Genomic DNA, 17,961 nt, shown 5'->3' on the forward strand with positions numbered 1-17,961 from the left:
CCTCGTTGATGACGCCGCCGATCGCCGTGTACAGGGCGAATCCGCCCCGGACGGACCTCCGCGGCCCCCTCCCCACCCTCCCGGAACCACGCCCTCCGGCGCGCTACGGTGGCCCCGCACCCCACCGAGGAGCGGCATTGCGCAACCCGCCGACCACCCGCACCACCCTCGCCGTCGCCCTGTTCGCCCTCCTGCTCCTGACCGCCACCGCGGCCCTGCTGGTACCGGCCCCCGCCCGCGGCCCCGGCACCCGCGCCGCCTGCCCGGCCCGCATCCTCGCCGGCTGGTCCACCGACCCCGCGACCACCGAGGCGTTCGCCCGCTACGGCGACGACAACTCCCGTACCGACGACTGGACCGGCGGCGACGGCACCCACTCCGTGCGCCTCCCGGACGGCCGGACGCTCTGGCTGTTCTCCGACACCTTCCTCGACCGGATCCACCCCCCGCCCAACCCCCTTGGTGCGCCCTTCCGTTGGCGCACCACCGACGCCGGCGGCACCCCGTTCCTACGCCACAATTCGCTCGTGGTGACGACCCCCGCGGGCACACCGGAGCGCACCCTGACCGGCGGCACCCCCGCCGCGCCCGGACCGTTCTTCCCCGACCCGCCCGGCGGCGGCTGGCGCTGGCCCGTGCACGCCACCGTGGAACCCCGCACCCCCGGCGCGCCGGAGCGGGTCGTCCGGGTGCTGCTGTGGAACCGCGTCCCCGGCACCGGCCCGTGGATCTTCGGGATGCCGCACGGCACCGAGGTCGCCACCCTCTCCCTGCCCGGCCTCCGACTGGAGTCCCTCACCCCGGTCGCCGACCAGCCCACCGTCACCGACCCGGGCCGACGCGTCCTCTACGGCACCGCGCTGGTCCGCGACGGCGGCTGGACGTACGTCTTCGGCGGCGACGACCCGCCCTCGACCCCGGCCGACAGCGGCTATCTGGCCCGGGTCCCGGCCGGCCGGCTCGCGGACCGGGCGGCCTGGCGGTTCTGGGACGGCGCCCACTGGCGGCCGGACGCCGCGCGGGCCGCGCCGGTCCTGCGCGGCGGCGGCCGGCGCGGCGTCGGCAGCGCCTTCACCGTCGTCCGCGACGCCGCGACGTGGGTGCTGCTCACCATGGACACCGCGGGCGGCGGCACCGCCGGGCTGCGGACGATCACCGGCTACTGGGCCTGCTCACCCCAGGGCCCCTGGCACGGCCCCACCGGCCGGATCACCCCGCCCCGCCCGGCCGGCCCCGACCCCGACCACGTCGCGGTCTACAACCCGCAGGCGCACCCGGAGTTCACCGACCGCGCCGGACTGCTGCTCAGCTACGACGTCAACTGGCTGGGCCCGCCCGGCACCCCCGCCGATCCGCTGGTCAACGGCGACGTGGAGCTGTACCGCCCGCGGTTCCTGCGGGTCCGACTGGCGCCACCGGGACGGTGACGGTGGCGCGGCGCGGCTCAACTCCCGTGCTGCTCCCGCCAGATGCGGGCCTGCTCCTCGATGTCGAACGGGACGCGGTCCAGCGGCGGCCCCTCCGGCGGGGTGGCCAGCGCCGCCCGGATCCGGCCGTTGATCTCGGTCAGGACGCGGCGCAGCGCGGCCTCGCTCGGCGCGGCGGAGGCGGCCGCCTGCGCGTCCTCGATCTCCTTGCGCAGGACGAGGCTGGGCGGGAGGAAGGAGACCTGTTCCCGGTCCATCTTCTCCTTGATCCACCACATCTCGTCGTAGGGCCGGTCGAGATTGCGGAGGGGCTTGCCGAAGCCGGGCAGGCTCTCGAAGCCGCCGCGCTCGGCCGATTCGCGGATCTGCTTCTCGACCCAGCTCTCGTAGCTGACACCGGGGGGTTTGCGCTCGGTCATCGTGGGGGTCTCCCAAGGTGTGGCCGGACGGTCCTGGCTCCTTCACGGTAGCGCAGGCCCCCCGTCCGGCCCGGGCCCCGGAGCGGGGCGCCGGGTCAGCCGCCTCCGCCGCCGGTCCCGCCCGTGCCGGTCGGGGTCGGCTGGACCAGCGGGAAGGCGTTGCTGCCGCCGCACACCATCGGGCCGACCCGGACGCCGCCGCCGACCAGGGTCACCGTGACCTGGCCCGGCGGCTTGTTCCCGGGGACCCGGGCGTTGGCCGCGGTGCACACCAGCTGGTTCAGCGAGGCCGGGTCCAGCAGCTTGGCGTTGACCGGCAGGGTGATCACGACCTGGCCGGGAGTGGACGACGCGGTGAGCGGAGCGGGGAACTTCGGCACCACACTGGACAGGCCGCGCATCCGCTCGGCGTGGTTGGGCCCCTGCACCAGCAGCTCGATCGCGGCCTGTGGATCGAGCGGTTCGCGCGCCGGACGGGTCGCCGGGTGCAGCCCGTCCGGTCCGTAGAAGAACAGCTGCACATTGGCCGTCGGCTTGCCCGGGGCCCGCACCCCGGTCGCCGGCTCACCGGCGTCGATCACATCGGTGGGCTCGATCCCGCAGCCGGCCAGCGCCGCGGTGAGCACCCCGGCCAGGGCGCCCAGTGCGGCCCGGCGGCCGGGGGCACGGCGTACGGCGGTGCGGCACGCGGCCGTACGGCTTGCGGTCAGGCGTCGATCGGTCATGCGGTGTCGTTCCCCTTCCCGGCATCGGCGGGCTTCCCGACGGGTTCGTCGGTGGCCTCACCGGCCGGTGCTTCCTCCTGTCGCAGCGGCAGCTCCACGGTGAACACCGCACCGCCCTCCGAGGCGTTGGCGGCGCGCAGGACACCGCCGTGCAGCCGGACGTTCTCCTGTGCGATGGCCAGCCCCAGGCCGCTGCCCTCGGACCGGGCACGGGCCGAGTCCGCCTTGTAGAAGCGGTCGAAGACGTGCGGCAGCACCTCCGGGTCTATCCCCGGGCCGCTGTCGCGGATCTCGATCAGCAGGGTGGCGTCGCCGGGCTCCGGCGCGCGCAGCACCACCCGGACCGGCTCGCCGCCGTGGTGCAGCGCGTTGCCCACCAGGTTGGCGACCACCACGTCCAGGCGGCGCGGGTCGAGCCGGGCCCGGACGTCGTCCGGCAACTCGGCGGCCACCCGGTTCTGCCAGGCGCGGGCCTGGAGGGTCTTGCGGATCGTCTCGGCGACGTCCACCTCGTCCAGGTGGAGCGCGGCGGCACCGGCGTCGAACCGCGAGACCTCCATCAGGTCCTCCACCATCCGCGCCAGCTTCCCGGTCTCCTGGCTGATCAGCCGGACCGCCGAGGCGGTGTCCGGGTCGAGCAGGTCGGCGTCCTCGTCCAGCACGTCGGTGACCGCGGACATCGCCGCCAGCGGCGTCCGCAGTTCGTGCGAGACATCGGCCGCGAACCGCCGGGAGTTGGCCTCCATCCGGCGCAGCTCCGCCATGCTCTCCTCCAGCTTCGCCGCCATCTCGTTGAACGTCCGTGACAGATCGGCGAGTTCGTCGGAGCCCTTGACCTCCAGCCGGGTGTCCAGCTTGCCCTCGGCGATCCGCCCGGCGGCCTGCCGCAGCCCCCGGACGGGCCGCAGCACCCCGCGCGCCGCGAACAGCGGCAGGATCACCGCCAGCGCGAAGGCCGGCAGCGCCCCGCCCCGCGCGGCGGTCACCAGCGCCTCGACGTTGGCCTCCTCGCCGCGCAGCGGCAGCTGGGCGTAGACGGTCAGCGGGGACGGCTGGTTGTCGGTCTGCCGCACCGGCATCCCGATCAGCAGCCAGGGGGCGCCGTCCCGGTCGATGCGCTGGAACGCCGGCACCCGGCGCTTCTCCACCGACGCCTTGAAGCCGGCCGGTACCACCATGTCGCGCCGCAGCCCGGCCTGGTCGTCGTCCGGTACGCCGTTGTAGTGCACCGAGATGTCCCAGTCGCGGGACTTGCCGGAGCGCTCCAGCTTCACCCGGAAGAAATCCAGGTCCGACTGGGACGGCGGCACCGCGAGCTCCGGCGCCAGCGAATTGACCTGGGCCCGCAGGTCGTTGACGGCACCGTCCTGGGACCGCTGGAGGATGGCGTTCCGCGCCTCCCGGTAGGTCAGTCCCGCGGTGGTCAGCGCACTGACCGCGGCCACCAGCAGGAACGCCACCACCAGCCGGGCGCGCAGCCCGCGCACCGCGGAGACACCCGGCACCAGGCGGCGGAGGCGGCTCACAGTGGTCCGAAGCGGTAACCGAAACCGCGCACGGTCTGGACGTACCGGGGACTGCGCGGGGTGTCCTCTATCTTCGTCCGCAGCCGCATCACGCAGGCGTCCACCAGCCGCGCGTCGCCGTGGTAGCTGTGCTCCCAGACGTGCTCCAGCAGCTGCTGGCGGCTGAAGACCTGGCCCGGGGTGGCGGACAGGAACAGCAGCAGCTTCATCTCGGACGGCGCCAGCGCCAGGTCCTGGCCGCCCTTGCTGACGACCAGTCCGGCCCGGTCGATGGCGAGTTCGCCGTAGGTCTCCACCGGCGCGGGCCCCGGCTCGGCGGCCGGGGCGCCGTCGGTGGGCAGCGCGGTGCGCCGGAGCACCGCCCGGATCCGGGCCTCCAGGACCTCTCCACGGGCCGGTTTGACGATGTAGTCGTCGGCTCCGGCCTCCAGCCCGAGAACCACGTCGAGGTCGTCGCCGCGGGCGGTGAGCATGATGATCGGCAGTTGCCGCTCGGCGCGGATGAGCCGGCAGATCTCGAAGCCGTCCTTGCCGGGCAGCATCAGATCCAGCAGGACGATGTCGGGGCGGAAGCCCGGCAGCGCCGCCAGCCCTTCCTCGCCGCTGGCCGCGGCCGCGACGTCATGGCCGCGCCGCCGCAGCGCGAGGGACACCCCGTCCCGGACGGCGGCGTCGTCCTCGATCAGAAGTACTCGTGGCATGGGTCCAGTATCAATAAGTTTCATGATGGATCCGTAACAGGCGGAGCCTGTCCCGAGTCCTGTGCATCTGTGGAGGTGAAGCCGGCGTCCGTGCAAAGGGGCACACTGCGCCGCCGGCAGGTATACCAGCACAGCACACGAGGGGTGGGTTCGACATGGCAGGGCGCTTCGGCAGGGGACGACGCTTCGGAATCGAGGGCGGGATCATCGGCGTGACCACCGTGGCGGTGGCGTCGCTGGCGGTTGTGGGAGCCTTCGCACTCCTCCAACCCAGTGCCGAGGCGGACACGGTCACGCAGGCCCGGAAGCCGGCCCAATCGCCGCGCGTCGCCCCGGTCGACCCGTCCATCGTGCACGCCTCGGACCGTCCGGGCCGCAGCCTCAACATCACCATCGACGACGGCCCGGACCCCGTGTGGACCCCGAAGGTCCTGGAGGTCCTCAAGGAGAACGGCGTCAAGGCGACCTTCTGCATGATCGGCCCGCAGGCCGCGGCGCACCCCGCCCTGGTCAAGAAGGTGGTCGCGGACGGCCACAAGCTCTGCGACCACACCGTCAACCACAACACCGCCATGGACCACCGCCCGGACGACTACCAGTCCCGGCAGATCCTCGACGCCCAGAAGATGATCGAGGACGCGGCGGGCGGCGCCAAGGTCGAGTACTACCGCGCCCCCGGCGGCGCCTTCACCCCCTACAGCCGCCAGCTGGCCGCCGAGCACGGCATGCGCCCGCTGGGCTGGAACGTCGACAGCAAGGACTTCGAGGGCGGCAGCGTCGCGAAGATCGAGTCGACCGTCCGCGGCGAACTCCGCAACGGCCCCACCGTCCTCTTCCACGACGGCGGCGGCAACCGGGCCCGTACGGTGGAGGCGCTGGAGCGACTCCTGCCGTGGATGAAGCAGCAGGGCTACGGCTTCGGCTTCCCGCAGCGGTAGCGCACCCCCCTTCGCACAGCCGAACGGGCCGGTCGCCGCCGGCCCGTTCGTCGTGTCCCGCCCGTTCGCGTCCCGTGCGGCGCCCCCTCGCGGCACGCGGTACCGCCTCACGCGGTGCCGAACAGCTCCGCCAGTTCACGGTCCACGCCCAGGTGCTCGTGCTCCCGCCCGTCCGGCACCGCCTCGTAGGAGCGGGCCAGGAACCGCCGGACGTCCTCGGTCCGCAACTGGACCATGGCGATGCCCTCGTCGGCATGGAACTCCATCACCGTGCGGTCCGAGCCCGACGGCCGCACCCGTACGTCGCCCCGGCCGGCCGCGCCGCGCAGCCCCTCGGCGAGCAGGTCCCGGGCGAACGCCCAGTCCACCGCCGCGCCGTCGAGCGAGATCTCCGGGGGGAAGGTCATCCGCACCGCCAGCGGGTCGGTCCGCTGGTAGCGGAGGACCGCGGGCACCGCGTGGCCGACCGACGTCGCGAGGAGACGGACCTGTACGGCTTGGTCGATGGCGGTGTGCATCGCGGCGGCTCCTCACGGCTGGTCGGCCCGCGGAACGCGGGCGCGGTCATCCTGTAGGACGGTCCGCCCGGCCTCGCCGTGCATACGGCGGGGGTGTGATCTGCGTCATGCCGCTGCTGCCGGACCGCCGTTCCGTGCCGGATGAGTGAGGAATTCGTCCAGGATGCCCGGGGTCGCGGCCGCCGCGAAGCCGGGCGCGGCACCCTCCGCGAGGTCCGGGATGCGGTAGCCCTCCTCGCCCGCGGCCACCGCCGCGGTGAGCGTCACCAGACCGGCTCGGCGGGTGAACGGCGAGGTGGTGAACGTCCAGGCGGCGACGGCGTCGCGCCGCAGGACCAGGGTGTCCCGGCTGAAGGTGCCCGAACGGGCGACCAGGTGGCGGCCGGCGATCCCGTGCCCCAGATTCCGGTACGCGTCCCGGGCCAGCCACAGCACGACCGGCGTGGTGACCAGCGCGTAGATCCATGCGGCGTGCAGCAGGACGGGGGTGAACGCCGCCCCGAGACCGGCCAGCAGCGCGCTGCCCGGCAGCACCGCGAAGAGCAGCCCGCGCATCCGCCGCCGACGCAGCGCGACCCGGGGATGCCCCATCAGAAAACCTTCCTGACGCCCCGTCATGTCCTCGCCGGGGAAAGGCGATTGCATCGTTCCACCGGCCACCCGGACCGCCTCCCGCCGGGGTGCCGGCGGAAGCAGTCCGCTGCGCTTTCGGTTCTCCTCCTTGTTGCCCAGGCCGCCCGCCACCGCCCGCACCGTCGCCCCGCCGCCGGCCCGCAGCAGCAGCGGTTCGCGCAGCACCACGCCGCGCAGCCGGGCCCGCTCGATGGTCACCGAGCGGGTGGTCAGCAGCCCCCGGTGCACCCGCAGCGTGCCGGCGTCGGCCCACTCCAGGCGGTAGCTCCACCAGTTCTCGACGTAGAGGACGACCGCGCCCACCGAGCCCAGCGCGATCACCGCCAGCAGCGCGGCGGGGACGGTCAGCCACAGCATCCCGTTGCCGAACTCCTCGAACGCCCGCCGTACGAAGCCGAGTTTCCAGGGCTCGATGCCCATCTCGTGCAGCGCCCGGTAGGCCGAGCCGCCCGCGGCGAACACCCCGCCGACGACCCAGAAGGTGAGCGGCGCGTACCGCAGCCAGCGCCAGCTGATCCGCGCCAGCACCGGATCCTCGGCGACCGCTCCGGTGGCCGCGCGGGCCAGCAGTTCGGCGCGCAGCCGCTCGCCCTCGGCCACCGGGAGGGCCTCCAGCGACAGTTCGCCGCCGCCCTCTTTGGAGCCCGCCGTGCCGGCCCGCAGCACCGTGACGCCCAGCAGCCGGTGCAGCGGCGACGCGGTCAGGTCGACGGTGCGGATCCGGTGCAGTGGCACGCTCCGCAGCCGCCGGGTGAGCAGTCCGCTCCGCACGTCCAGGCTCTCGCCGGTGACCCGGAAGTCCGTGCGCGCCCAGCGGATCAGCCCGGCCGCGGTGACCACGGCGAAGGCGGTGGCGATCGCGGCGAGGGTGAACCAGGCGCCGCCGGTGATCCGCCCGCCGGTGGCCAGCGCGGTCAGCGCCAGCGAGCCCAGCGGCGCCCCCAGCCAGCCGCAGTGCACCAGCAGGGTGCGGGGACTCAACCGGCGCCATGCGGGCGCGGCCTGCGTCGCGGACCGCTCGTCGGCGTACGGCGCGGCGGTGGGTGCCGGTGCGCCGTCGTCGCCGCTGCCCTTCCAGGGGGTGCTCATGCGGCATCACCCGGCACGTCCTGCGCGACCTCGCCGATCCGCCGGGACAGCGCTTCGGCGTCCGCGTCCGACAGGCCGGCGATCTTGATGTCGCCGGCGGTCGAAGCGGTCGTGACGGTCACCGTCGCCAGCCCGTACCGCCGCTGGATCGGCCCGCGCAGGGTGTCCACCGTCTGCACCCGGGACAGCGGCGCGATCCGCCGCTTCTGCCAGAACCAGCCACCCGCCGCGTAGACCGCACGCTCGCCCAGCTCCCAGGCGTGCACCGCGTACCGCATCCGCGGCATCACCACGAGATAGCCCACCGCGGGCAGGACCAGGACGATCAGCAGCAGCGGCCCCAGCCACGGCAGCGCACCCGGGAAGAAGAGGAGCGACAGCACTGCCATGACCAGCGCGGTCAGCAGCATCGGCCCGCTGAGCGTGAGCAGCGCCTGGACCCGCCACCAGGCGCGGGCGCGGGGGTCGACGCGGTGCCGGGGCGGGCGGAGGAGCGGTGCGGCGTGCTCGGACATGAGGGGGTCACCGTTTTCCAAGTCAAACGTATTGTGTGGCGGTACGTTATAACGGTACGAGCGACTTGTAAAAGTCGGCCGGTCACCGGCGCCGGACGGACGACGGCGCCACAACGGAAGGGACGCCGAACCGCGCCGACAGGATGACCGCACCGGCGCCGAAGAGTGGCGCCGAGCGCGGCACGGAAGCGCGGCACGGAAGCGCGGCACGGAAGCGCTGTACGCAAGCGCAGTACGGAAACGCAGTACGGAAGAAAGGAAGCCGCCCGTGCCCAAGAAGGTGGATCACGAAGCCAGGCGCCAGGAGATCTCGGCGGCACTCTGGCGGCTCGCGAACACCCGGGGCGTGGACGGGGTCAGCCTGCGCGACGTCGCCGCCGAGGCCGGAATCTCGCTCGGCCGGATCCAACACTACTTCCGCAACCGGGACGAGCTGCTGCTGTTCGCCCTCCGGCACATCAACCAGCAGGCCACCGAACGGATCCGGCACCGCCTCCAGGCCCTGGAGGAGGCGCCGACGCCGCGTACGGTGCTCCGCGTCTGCTGCGCCGGAATGCTCCCGCTGGATGCGGAGAGCCGCGCCGGCCTCCTGGTCGCCGCCGCCTACTACTCCCGCGCGGTCCACGACCCCGCCCTGGGCGCGGAGGCCCGGGACGGCATCCCCAAACTCCGCGACCTCTTCGCCGACCAGTTGCGGCTGGCCGCCGAGCGCGGCGAGGTGCCGCCCGAGCGCGCCAACGAGGACGAGGCGATGCTCCTGATCGCCCTCGCCGACGGCCTGGCCTCCTACGTCCTGCTGGGCATCCACGGCCCCGAGCAGGCGCTCGCCCTGCTGGACCGGCAACTGGACGGCCTCTTCGGGCGCGAGGGCGTCACGGGGGGCGGCGCCGGCTCGCGAGCCGATGCCGATGCCGATGCCGACAACAGTGCCGATGCCGACAACAGTGCCGATGCCGACAACAGTGCCGATGGCGATGGCGATGGCGATGGCGATGGCGATGGCGATGGCGATGCCGATGCCGATGCCGATGTTGATCGGAGCGCGGGCCGGTAGCGAAGCCCGCCGACCTAACGCCTGACGTACCGTCAGTCAAGCGCGGAGCGGCCCATCGGTCGGCTTTCCGCGCTTTCGCGCCATCGCCGCTCGGCCCGTTCACGCCGTCTGCCATTCTGTCGTCCGACCGTCGCGCAGGACCTCCCCCCACCGCACCCCGGTGGGGCGCTTCCGCGCGCCACCGGCACGACCAAGGGGAGGCAGCGATGCCGTACATCGGGGAGATCTGGCGGGTGGAACGAGGCGCCGACGTGGTCGGCGAGATCACCGTCACGGAGGCGGATTTCCCCTGGCTGAACGGCCGTTTCACCCCCGGCCCGGCCTTCGCCGAACTGCGGCCGCACTTCGCCCGCGAGCTGGCGCTCAGCGACACCGCCGACGACGACTTCGCTGCCTGGGAGGACGCCTACGCCCGTGCCAGCGACGGCGTCCGACTGATCGCCCCGGACGGTCCGGTGGCGGAGTTCCTGCTGCACATCGAGGACGACGCGGCGTGGTTCCGCTGGAGCGACGAGCCGTTCCCGGCGGAATAGCGGGCGAAGCGACGAGTGGAGCCGCAAGTGGAGCGGAAAGTGGAGCGGTGAGTCAGGTGACGAGCCGTCCCTGGCGGACTGGCCGACGAGTGGAGTGATCAGCGGTGCGGCACGCTCCCGGGGGAACGGGGGACCTCCGCCGTCACCGACCAGTCCACCAGTCCATCAGTCCACCAGTCCATCAATCGATCAATCCATCAGGCTCGCCAGTCGCCCCTCCAGTACCACCAGCAACTCGCTCAGCGCCGAGGACAGTTCCTCCTGCCGCTGCTCCCCGATGCCCTCCAGCAGCGCGGCCTCGTAGCGCAACTGCTCGGGCAGCAACCTGTCGATGGTCTCCCGCCCCTCCTCCGTGAGCGAGAGGTGCGTGACCCGGCGGTCGCGGTCGTCCGGCCGACGACTGATCAGCCCGCGCTCCTCCAGCTGCCGGATGCGTTTGGTGACCGCCGCCCCCGAGGCGAAGGTCTCCCGCGCCACCCGGCCGGGGGTCAGCTCACGATCCATCCGGCGCAGCGTGCCGAGGATGTCGAACTCGGGCCGGGTCAGCCCCGCTCGCCGCAGGGGCGCGTCGGCGGCCTGCTGCAACAGCGCGGAACAGCGGTTGAGCCGTCCGATCACCGCCATCGGGCCGGTATCCAGCCCCGGGTGCACCTGCTGCCACTGGCGCAGCACCCCCGCGACGATGTCCTCGGTCACCCGCACTCTCCTCTCGGCCCCGTCCGTCCGGCCGGTGTCCCCGGTCGCCCATGCACCTCATTGTGCCTGCCCAGGACCGGTCCGAGGGGCACGTCAGGCGGCCAGCGCGGGTGCGGCCGGCCGCCGCACCAGGACGGCCAGCGTCCGGTGCCCCTGCTGCTCGGCGCGGGCGATCCGCTCCTCGGGGAGTGCCCGCTGCCACCACTCGCCGCTCGCCACGTCCACCGCCTCCCGCAGCTCGACCAGGGACCCGGCCAGACGGTCACGCACCCAGCCGGCCTCGCGCCCATCGTCCGTCCCGGTACGCCCGTCGTCCGTCCCGGTACGCGCACCGTCCGGCCCGGTATGTGCACCCTCCGCTCCGGTACGCGCACCCTCCGCTCCGGTACGTCCGGTACGTGTGCCCTCCGCCCCGGTGCGGGCCGGGGTCGTGCCGGGCCCGGCCGCCAGCAGCCGGGTCGCCGCCGCCTCGGCCGCCGCGACCCGTTCCAGTGCCAGATCGATCCGGTCGGCGGCCCGCCGGTTGGTGACCAGCACGCAGCAGACCAGCCCGACCGCCGCGCCCACCACGGTGTCCAGCCACCGGTCGGCGATCAGCGTGCCGGCCGGCAGAGGGTGGCCGAACTCGGTCAGCAGCAGCGCCATCGGTGTCACGCACACCGACCCGAGCCAGTAGTTCCGGGTGATCGTGGCCTCCGCGCCGAGTTGGAACGCCAGCGCCAGCGCGATCATGGTGACCTGTCCGGTGTGGATCAGGGGGAGCAGTGCGGTGAACAGGACGAGCCCCAGCAGGTTCCCGAGGGTGCGTTGGAAGGCGCGCTGCCAGGAGAGCGTGGTGTTGGCCTGGTAGATCGACGCCGCGGTCACCACGGCCCAGTACGGGTGCCCGACCCCCACCGCCAATGAGGCCCAACCCGCCAGGATGCACCCCACCGCGACGCGCGCCCCGATGGGCAGCAGCGGCGACCCGGGCCGGAGCCGCCCGGCCACCGCCCGTACGCCCCGCGGCCGTCCGGGCACCGGGCGCCGCAACCCGGCCCCTCCCACGGCCCGCCCGGAACGGGATCCCGACGGCTTGCGGGAACCCGGCGACTTGCGGGATCCCGACGGAGTGCGGGCCCCGGACCGCAGGGCCATGCCGGGCTCCAGCGCCATGCCGGGCTCCAGCGCCACACCGGCTTCCCACGCCACCCCGGCCAGTTCCTCGGCCTCCGCGGCGGTCAGCGTCACCGCGGGCAGCGGCCGCCCGCTCCGGAGCTCCCGCGCCCAGCCGCCGAGCCGCCCGGCCTCCGCCGCGGCATCCCGCGGGACGCCGCCCAGCGCCGACTCCGCCCGCACCAGCAGCCGCTCCAGCCCCGCCCGTGCCGTGGCCTTCGCCGGCGCACGGGTCGGTACCAGGAACAGCGCGTGCCAAGCGGCGTTCACCGCCGCCGCGGTGGCGTGCCGGGCGTGCGCCACCCCCGGGGGTTCCGCGTCCCCGGCCGACGACGTACCGACGGCGGCCGCCCGCGCCCGCAGCAGCCCGGCCGCGGCCTCCAGAGCCCGCGCGGCGGCGATCCGCTCCGGCCCCTGCGGCCGCACCAGCGCCGGGGCCATGCACACCACCCAGGCGAACGCCCCGGTGGCCAGCGCCAGCGCCGTGTGCGGCAGCATCTCCGCCGGCCGCTGCGGCACGAAGAACGCGGAGGCCGCGATGAAGGTCAGGATCAGATTCCCCGGCGGCCCGATCCGCGTCGCGTCGCACACCACCTTGTGCACCGCGGCGACCAGTGAGGCCAGCACCACCAGCACCGCGGCCGAGGTGACCAGCGATGCCGCGGTCAGCGCGACGGCGACGCTCGCCACCATCCCGAGCACCACCCACGGCAGGGTCCGGGCCCGTGCCGCGTACGGCAGGCCGTGTGCGTACAGCGCGCACATCGCCCCGGCGGAGGTGTAGAGGACCAGGTCGAGTCGTCCCAGTGCGAGCAGCACCAGATCAGGGACGGCCAGTGCCACCACGGCACTGAGCGCCGGCTTGTGCCAGATGTCGACGGGCCGCCGCAGCCGCACCGTGCTCCGGACCGGCAACGGCCGGAACCGCACCGCCCCCGCCCGGCCGGGCGCCGACCTCGTCTCCCACCGCCCCATCGGTCCGGTGTGCTTCGCGTGCTTCCCCATGCCAAAACATTAGCAGGTGTTTTACTAGTGAAAGATATGTGCCGGATCGCCCCGCGGGCGCGCGACAATAACCCCGTGCCAACCGCGAAGAACGTCAAGAACACCGAGGCCGCCAAGCCCACCCAGGCCACCAAGCCCGCAGAGGCGGCTGCGACCGCCGAGAACGCTGCGACTGCCAAGGGCACCAAGAGCGCCAGGACCACCAAGAGCGCCAAGGGCACGAAGAAGGGCGGGGGCGACGGGGACGCCGGGGTTACCGGGGGCGCGAAGACCACCAGGAAGGCCGAGTCGGCCGCCGCGTCCGCCTCCCCCGACCGCCGCCGCGAACTCCTCGACACCGCGGCGGAGGTGTTCGCCGCGCAGGGCTACAACGCGACCACGGTCCGGCAGATCGCGGATGCGGCCGGGATGCTGGCGGGCAGTCTCTACTACCACTTCGATTCCAAGGAATCGATGGTCGACGAGATCCTCGCCGCTTTCCTGGATGAGTTGTGGGCGGGTTATGACGCGGTCCTGGCGGGTGGTCTGGGGCCGCGGGAGACCATCGAGGCGCTGGTCACCGAGTCGTTCCGGGAGATCGACCGGCACCGCGCCGCGGTCGCGATCTACCAGAAGGAGGCCCGGCACCTCGCCACCCAGCCGCGCTTCGACTACCTCACCGCATCCCGTCGGAGGTTCGAGGAGGCGTGGCTCGGCACGCTGGAGCGAGGGGTGGCCGAGGGCGTCTTCCGCGCCGACCTCGACCTCCGGCTGGCCTACCGCTTCCTCCGCGACACGGTCTGGGTCGCCGCGAGCTGGTACCGCCCGCAGGGCCGGCACACCCCCGAGGAAATCGCCCGCCAGTACCTCGCCATGGTCCTCGACGGCATCGCACTCCCCGGGGCCGGATGACGCCGCGCGCCTGACGCCCGCCTGCGGACGCCGGGCCTGCCACATACGACACGAGCACCCGCAACCGAACGCGTGATGCTTGACGGGTGGTGACGGGTGACGGGTGACGGGTGACGGGTGACGGGTGACGGGTGACGGGAGGCGTGACGCGACGGGGTGAGAGGTCGCGCCACGGGGCGAGGGGTCGCGCCACGGCACGGGACGTCACGCGAGGGGGCGGGGGACGCAACCAAGGACGCGCGCCCCGCCGGCGTCAGCGGGCCACTGTCAGCAGGCCACGTTCTTGACGTACAGGGCCCGCGGTCCGCCGGTCGTGCCGTACCGCACGTCCTTCGTCAGGCCCTTGGGGAGTTGGCCCCGCACATCCGCCTGATGCGGGATGACGATGGTGTAGCAGGCAGGCCGCTGGGCGCACAGATTCGTCAGCCGGACGTAACGCTGCCCGCCCTGACTGAAGAACTTGCGCACCTTCGCGCAGCGCGGCACCTGCTCGGCCGCCGCCTGTGCCGTACCGGCCATCGTCAGCGAGGCCCCGCACACCGCACCGGCCAGCGCTATCGACATGATCTTCCGCATCTGCTTTCCCCGTTCACTGCGCGGCGACGGTCCACCCCGGCCCTCATTCGATGACCGGTCGGCCGCCCGCCCGCGCATTCTCGGCCTTCTTCGCTTCCCGGCTGCCTGGCTTCCGTGGCCGGCTGCCTGGTTTCCGTCGCCGACTGTCTGGTTCCCCGTGCCGGCTGTCTGGCTCCCGGCTGTCTGGGCTCTCCGTGCGTTCGTCGGCTCCGCCCCATTCTCCACACCCGCACCCCGGATTTCAGCCCCCGGTTGCTGCCTGGAGTTCATCCACCCGTAGATAGGCCAGGGCCTGCCGGGTGAGATCCGCCACGTTGTCCGGCTCGTCCTGCCATGCCCAGTGCTCCATGGCGACCGACAGCGCATCGATCAATGCACAGGCCAGCAGCCGTACTTCCATGCTGCACTCGGACGCCCCGGTGCGCGCCGCGAGCACCGGAACCAACTGGTCCTGCATGTCCCGCCCCGCCGCCAGCCACCGCATCCGGATCGCCGGCACGCTGCCCATGACGCGGATCAGTCGCCGGGCCTTGTCCGGATCGGCCAGCCTCCGGGCCGCCTCCGAGTCGTCGAACGCCGCCCGCACCGCGCTGGTCAGCGGCTCGTCGACGGGCCGCCCGGCGAGCTGCTGCACGAGCACCCCCACGCTGGAGGTCAGTACAGGCGTGAGCGCGTCCTCCTTGGCCGCGCAGTAGCGGTAGAAGGTGCGCAGCGAGATCCCGGCCGCCGAGGCGATGTCCTCGACGGTCGTCGCCTCGTACCCCCGCTCGGAGAACAGCGTGGCTGCGGTCTCGGCGATCTCCAGCCGGGTCTCCTGCCGCCTTCGTTCGGTCAACGAGGGCCTGCCTCGCACTGCCGTCATGCGCCTCTCCCACTCCCCACGGCCGTAACCCCAGTTGCCCAGCTCTGCATATTGTCACGAACAAGCTTCTTGGCGCGTCATGCCAAAAAAGCTATCTTGGCCCCGGCTGATCACCCGACACCGCCCGACTGTCGCGACCCGCCCGCCCACCTGGGCGGCGAGCCGCCCACGACCGTGACACCGCCTGCCCGTCACTCCGACGCCCCCTCCCTTACGCCACCCGTCTTGCACTGGCTTTCTCGCACCACCTGCCTTACGTCACCTGCCCTGCCCTGCTTGCCTCGCGCTGCCTGTCTTGGGTCGCCTGCGATGGTCCGTCCACGGCGAACTGACTGCGACGAACCGTCCGTGACGAACCGTCCGTGACGAACTGTCCGTCACGGCGCGCACCGCGAGGGGCCAAACGACCGAAGAGTTGCGGGCCCGCAGGCCCGCAGGACTGACGGACCTGCGGACCGACGGGCCGAACGACCGATCGACCGAAATGGATCGAAGGAGCCGACCATGCCTCGTCGTACCTACCTCGTCACCGGCGCCGCCTCCGGAATCGGCCGGGCCACCGCCGCCCGGCTCCGCGACCGGGGCCACACCGTGATCGGTGCCGACCTCACCGGCACCGACATCTCAGCCGACCTCGCCATACCCGCCGGCCGCACCGAACTAGTCGACCGAGCCCGCGAGTTGACCGATGGGCGGCTGGACGCCGTGATCGCCTGTGCCGGACTCGCCCATCCCGACCCCATCACCCTCCAGGTCAACTACTTCGGCATGGTCGCCACCCTCGAAGGGCTGCGCCCCCTGCTCGCCGCCGGTACCGATCCCCGCGCCGTCCTCGTCTCCTCCGCGGTCGCCATCCACCCGTCGGACCCGGCGATCGTCGACGCAGCACTCGCCGGTGACGAGGACGCGGCCGTCGCCGCCGCCCAGGAGGCCGTCGACCGCGGCGAAGGCCACACCATCTACGGCTCCTCGAAGCACGCCGTTGCCCGCTGGCTGCGCCGCGCCGCCGTCACGGAGGACTGGGCGGGCGCCGGCATCCCACTCAACGCCGTTGCCCCCGGCACGGTCGTCACACCGATGACCGCACCGCTGCTCGACGACGCCGCGATGCGCGAGGTCGTCGACGCCAGCCTGCCGATGCCACTGCACGGCCACGCCCGCCCCGAGCAGATCGCGCCCGTCCTCGCTTGGCTCGCCTCCCCGGACAACACCCATATCACTGGGCAGATCCTCTTCGCCGACGGCGGCGCCGACGCCACCCTGCGCGGCGACACCGGTTGGTGACGCCCCGGACCTGGCCCTCAACTGGACCACCGGACCTCCGGACGCCTGCCATCGGGCCCCGCCCCGCACAGCCTCGACGCCCAGGGAACGGGCGGCACCCCCAGCCTCGTACCACCCGGAGCTTCCGCCCCAATGCCGTCGCCCCGCCCCCGCCCCCGCGCCACCCCGGCGCTGAGGCGAGATATACGCCTACGCCCCGCCGTCGCCTATACGCAGCCAGCCAGCCAGCCGAGCCAGGCCGGTCAGTCCGACCAGCCGAGCCAGTCAGGCTGGCCGGACCGACCAGTCCCGTCAGCCCGGTCAGTCGTCCCCGGACGGGCGGGCCGCCACCACCTTCATCCCGCGTTCCGTGAACTCCCTGCGGGTCTCCTCCGCCACTGCGGCGTCGGTGATGAGGGTGTCGAAGACGTCCGCGTCACCCACCCGCGCGAAGCACCGTTCGCCGATCTTTGACGAGTCCGCGACGATCACGGCCCGCCGAGCGCGCTCGGCCATGAGCCGGTTGATCCGCGCCTCGGCCTCGTCGTGCACCGTGGCCCCCCTCAACGGATCCACGCCATTGGCCCCGATGAACGCGATGTCGATGGAGATCTGCTGAAGCACCAACTCGCTGAAAGGCCCCACCAGTTCATAGGAGCGGGGATGCGCCACACCCCCCGTGAGTACGATCTTGATCTGCGGTCGGACGGCCAGCTCACTGGCGATGTTCAACGAGTTGGTGACGATGGTCAGATGCGGTTGCGGGCCCGCCTCCGCGAAATCCGCCCGGGTGGCGAGCGCCCGAGCGATCGCGGTGGTCGTCGTCCCACCGCTCAGCCCGACCACGTCCCCGCGCTCGACCAGGCGCGCGGCCGCCTTCGCCACCGCTTCCTTCTCCGCCGCCCGGTGCCCCTGCTTGTAACGAATCGGAAGGTCGTACGCCACCGAGCTCAGCACCGCCCCGCCCCGGGTACGGACCAGCAGCTGCTGTTCGGCGAGGGTGTCCATGTCGCGCCGCATCGTGGCGGCCGAGACCTCCAGCTCGGTCGCCGCCTCCTCGACCTCCACCCGGCCCCGGTCCCCGAGCAGCTCGAGCAGGGCGTTCATTCGTTCATGGCGCTTCATGACGCGAGCCTAATTCGTTTTCCCGCCCGCACCGGTCCCCGGCCTGTGCTCGTCTCCTCGGCCCGCCCGCCCCTCACCCTTGCCCACCCAGTACCCCTGCCCGTCCACGACCTCTCCCTGACCCCTCACCTCTGCAGGGCTCCACGAAGGGCACCGAGAAGGAATCTGAAGAAGGAATTCGAGAAGGAATCCACTGGTACCCCTCCGCGAGATATGGAAGGCGTGCCACCCAGAGCCGGCCCCGGTCAGCAGGGGCAGCCTGTCCGTGACCGGCGCGGAGGCGCAGTGGTGTCGTGCCGCGGCACTGCGC

17 protein-coding genes and 1 pseudogene are annotated in these 17,961 nt (G+C 73.0%); 6 read left to right on the forward strand and 12 right to left on the reverse strand.

The annotated features are described in order from the left end of the window. Nucleotides 1–137: 137 nt before the first annotated feature. Nucleotides 138–1,427, forward strand: coding sequence for a DUF4185 domain-containing protein (locus CG747_RS03885; RefSeq protein ID WP_100600184.1), 1,290 nt, complete (start codon nucleotides 138–140; stop codon nucleotides 1,425–1,427). Nucleotides 1,428–1,444: 17 nt separating this feature from the next. Here the strand turns inward: CG747_RS03885 and CG747_RS03890 are convergent, their stop codons facing one another. From CG747_RS03890 to CG747_RS03905, 4 genes are all read right to left on the reverse strand, one after another. Beyond that, a complete protein-coding gene (locus tag CG747_RS03890; RefSeq protein WP_100600185.1) occupies nucleotides 1,445–1,846 on the reverse strand; it encodes a DUF1992 domain-containing protein in 402 nt (133 codons plus the stop codon). Nucleotides 1,847–1,941: 95 nt separating this feature from the next. Further along, nucleotides 1,942–2,571, reverse strand: a complete 630-nt coding sequence (locus tag CG747_RS03895) for a GerMN domain-containing protein (protein WP_100600186.1) — start codon at nucleotides 2,569–2,571, stop codon at nucleotides 1,942–1,944. After that, entirely contained in the window at nucleotides 2,568–4,097 is a 1,530-nt protein-coding gene (locus CG747_RS03900) for a HAMP domain-containing sensor histidine kinase (RefSeq protein WP_100600187.1), read from the reverse strand. Before CG747_RS03900 ends, CG747_RS03895 begins: the two co-directional genes overlap by 4 nt. After that, nucleotides 4,094–4,798 carry a response regulator transcription factor gene (locus CG747_RS03905; protein WP_100600188.1) on the reverse strand — a complete coding sequence of 235 codons (705 nt, stop codon included), beginning with the start codon at nucleotides 4,796–4,798 and terminating at the stop codon, nucleotides 4,094–4,096. The genes CG747_RS03900 and CG747_RS03905 overlap by 4 nt, the downstream gene beginning before the upstream one ends. A gap of 155 nt (nucleotides 4,799–4,953) precedes the next feature. On the opposite strand from CG747_RS03905, the gene CG747_RS03910 reads away from it, so the two are divergent. Next, the gene (locus CG747_RS03910) at nucleotides 4,954–5,736 is read left to right on the forward strand and encodes a polysaccharide deacetylase family protein (RefSeq protein WP_100600189.1); all 783 of its coding nucleotides are present in this window, start codon (nucleotides 4,954–4,956) and stop codon (nucleotides 5,734–5,736) included. A 107-nt stretch (nucleotides 5,737–5,843) separates the two neighbouring features. On the opposite strand, the gene CG747_RS03915 is transcribed toward CG747_RS03910, so the two are convergent. The 3 genes from CG747_RS03915 to CG747_RS03925 all read right to left on the reverse strand — a co-directional run bounded on the left by CG747_RS03915 (nucleotide 5,844) and on the right by CG747_RS03925 (nucleotide 8,491). After that, nucleotides 5,844–6,254 carry an SsgA family sporulation/cell division regulator gene (locus CG747_RS03915; RefSeq protein ID WP_100600190.1) on the reverse strand — a complete coding sequence of 137 codons (411 nt, stop codon included), beginning with the start codon at nucleotides 6,252–6,254 and terminating at the stop codon, nucleotides 5,844–5,846. 105 nt (nucleotides 6,255–6,359) lie between these two features. Then, nucleotides 6,360–7,976, reverse strand: coding sequence for a PH domain-containing protein (locus CG747_RS03920; RefSeq protein WP_100600191.1), 1,617 nt, complete (start codon nucleotides 7,974–7,976; stop codon nucleotides 6,360–6,362). Then, nucleotides 7,973–8,491, reverse strand: a complete 519-nt coding sequence (locus CG747_RS03925; RefSeq protein WP_100600192.1) for a PH domain-containing protein — start codon at nucleotides 8,489–8,491, stop codon at nucleotides 7,973–7,975. The genes CG747_RS03920 and CG747_RS03925 overlap by 4 nt, the downstream gene beginning before the upstream one ends. Nucleotides 8,492–8,759: 268 nt before the next feature. Here CG747_RS03925 and CG747_RS03930 point away from each other — a divergent pair, with 268 nt between their 5' ends. Together CG747_RS03930 and CG747_RS03935 are read left to right on the forward strand one after the other, a co-directional pair. After that, nucleotides 8,760–9,545, forward strand: coding sequence for a TetR/AcrR family transcriptional regulator (locus CG747_RS03930; RefSeq protein WP_257980206.1), 786 nt, complete (start codon nucleotides 8,760–8,762; stop codon nucleotides 9,543–9,545). A gap of 206 nt (nucleotides 9,546–9,751) precedes the next feature. Next, a complete protein-coding gene (locus tag CG747_RS03935) occupies nucleotides 9,752–10,078 on the forward strand; it encodes a hypothetical protein (RefSeq protein ID WP_100600193.1) in 327 nt (108 codons plus the stop codon). A gap of 189 nt (nucleotides 10,079–10,267) precedes the next feature. Here CG747_RS03935 and CG747_RS03940 read toward each other — a convergent pair whose 3' ends face one another. Both CG747_RS03940 and CG747_RS03945 read right to left on the reverse strand, forming a co-directional pair. Next, on the reverse strand, nucleotides 10,268–10,774 hold the full coding sequence (locus CG747_RS03940; RefSeq protein WP_100600194.1) for a MarR family winged helix-turn-helix transcriptional regulator: 507 nt from the start codon (nucleotides 10,772–10,774) through the stop codon (nucleotides 10,268–10,270). A 93-nt stretch (nucleotides 10,775–10,867) separates the two neighbouring features. After that, nucleotides 10,868–12,904 (reverse strand): FUSC family protein, encoded by a 2,037-nt coding sequence (locus CG747_RS03945; RefSeq protein WP_308303760.1) that lies wholly within the window; start codon nucleotides 12,902–12,904, stop codon nucleotides 10,868–10,870. A gap of 330 nt (nucleotides 12,905–13,234) precedes the next feature. Between CG747_RS03945 and CG747_RS03950 the strand changes: the two are divergent. Then, nucleotides 13,235–13,825, forward strand: a pseudogene (locus tag CG747_RS03950) (TetR/AcrR family transcriptional regulator); the annotation flags it as partial. A gap of 267 nt (nucleotides 13,826–14,092) precedes the next feature. On the opposite strand, the gene CG747_RS03955 reads toward CG747_RS03950, so the two are convergent. After that, entirely contained in the window at nucleotides 14,093–14,401 is a 309-nt protein-coding gene (locus CG747_RS03955) for a hypothetical protein (RefSeq protein WP_100600197.1), read from the reverse strand. A 241-nt stretch (nucleotides 14,402–14,642) separates the two neighbouring features. Continuing rightward, entirely contained in the window at nucleotides 14,643–15,263 is a 621-nt protein-coding gene (locus CG747_RS03960; protein ID WP_100600198.1) for a TetR/AcrR family transcriptional regulator, read from the reverse strand. Between the two features lie 504 nt (nucleotides 15,264–15,767). Here CG747_RS03960 and CG747_RS03965 point away from each other — a divergent pair. After that, the gene (locus CG747_RS03965) at nucleotides 15,768–16,547 is read left to right on the forward strand and encodes an SDR family oxidoreductase (RefSeq protein ID WP_100600199.1); all 780 of its coding nucleotides are present in this window, start codon (nucleotides 15,768–15,770) and stop codon (nucleotides 16,545–16,547) included. 300 nt (nucleotides 16,548–16,847) lie between these two features. Here CG747_RS03965 and CG747_RS03970 read toward each other — a convergent pair whose 3' ends face one another. Further along, on the reverse strand, nucleotides 16,848–17,651 hold the full coding sequence (locus CG747_RS03970; protein ID WP_100600200.1) for a DeoR/GlpR family DNA-binding transcription regulator: 804 nt from the start codon (nucleotides 17,649–17,651) through the stop codon (nucleotides 16,848–16,850). Nucleotides 17,652–17,961: the final 310 nt, after the last annotated feature.

The sequence above is a fragment of the Streptomyces sp. CB02959 genome (assembly GCF_002803155.1).
In the GTDB taxonomy this organism is placed as follows: Bacteria; Actinomycetota; Actinomycetes; order Streptomycetales; family Streptomycetaceae; genus Streptomyces.

Bases quoted from the DNA above. Each gene is read 5' to 3' on its own strand.
- CG747_RS03890 (WP_100600185.1), bottom strand. From the start codon at position 1,846: ATGACCGAGCGCAAACCCCCCGGTGTCAGCTACGAGAGCTGGGTCGAG.
- CG747_RS03895 (WP_100600186.1), bottom strand. From the start codon at position 2,571: ATGACCGATCGACGCCTGACCGCAAGCCGTACGGCCGCGTGCCGCACC.
- CG747_RS03905 (WP_100600188.1), bottom strand. From the start codon at position 4,798: ATGCCACGAGTACTTCTGATCGAGGACGACGCCGCCGTCCGGGACGGG.
- CG747_RS03910 (WP_100600189.1), top strand. From the start codon at position 4,954: ATGGCAGGGCGCTTCGGCAGGGGACGACGCTTCGGAATCGAGGGCGGG.
- CG747_RS03915 (WP_100600190.1), bottom strand. From the start codon at position 6,254: ATGCACACCGCCATCGACCAAGCCGTACAGGTCCGTCTCCTCGCGACG.
- CG747_RS03920 (WP_100600191.1), bottom strand. From the start codon at position 7,976: ATGAGCACCCCCTGGAAGGGCAGCGGCGACGACGGCGCACCGGCACCC.
- CG747_RS03925 (WP_100600192.1), bottom strand. From the start codon at position 8,491: ATGTCCGAGCACGCCGCACCGCTCCTCCGCCCGCCCCGGCACCGCGTC.
- CG747_RS03935 (WP_100600193.1), top strand. From the start codon at position 9,752: ATGCCGTACATCGGGGAGATCTGGCGGGTGGAACGAGGCGCCGACGTG.
- CG747_RS03945 (WP_308303760.1), bottom strand. From the start codon at position 12,904: ATGGGGCGGTGGGAGACGAGGTCGGCGCCCGGCCGGGCGGGGGCGGTG.
- CG747_RS03955 (WP_100600197.1), bottom strand. From the start codon at position 14,401: ATGCGGAAGATCATGTCGATAGCGCTGGCCGGTGCGGTGTGCGGGGCC.
- CG747_RS03960 (WP_100600198.1), bottom strand. From the start codon at position 15,263: ATGACGGCAGTGCGAGGCAGGCCCTCGTTGACCGAACGAAGGCGGCAG.
- CG747_RS03965 (WP_100600199.1), top strand. From the start codon at position 15,768: ATGCCTCGTCGTACCTACCTCGTCACCGGCGCCGCCTCCGGAATCGGC.
- CG747_RS03970 (WP_100600200.1), bottom strand. From the start codon at position 17,651: ATGAAGCGCCATGAACGAATGAACGCCCTGCTCGAGCTGCTCGGGGAC.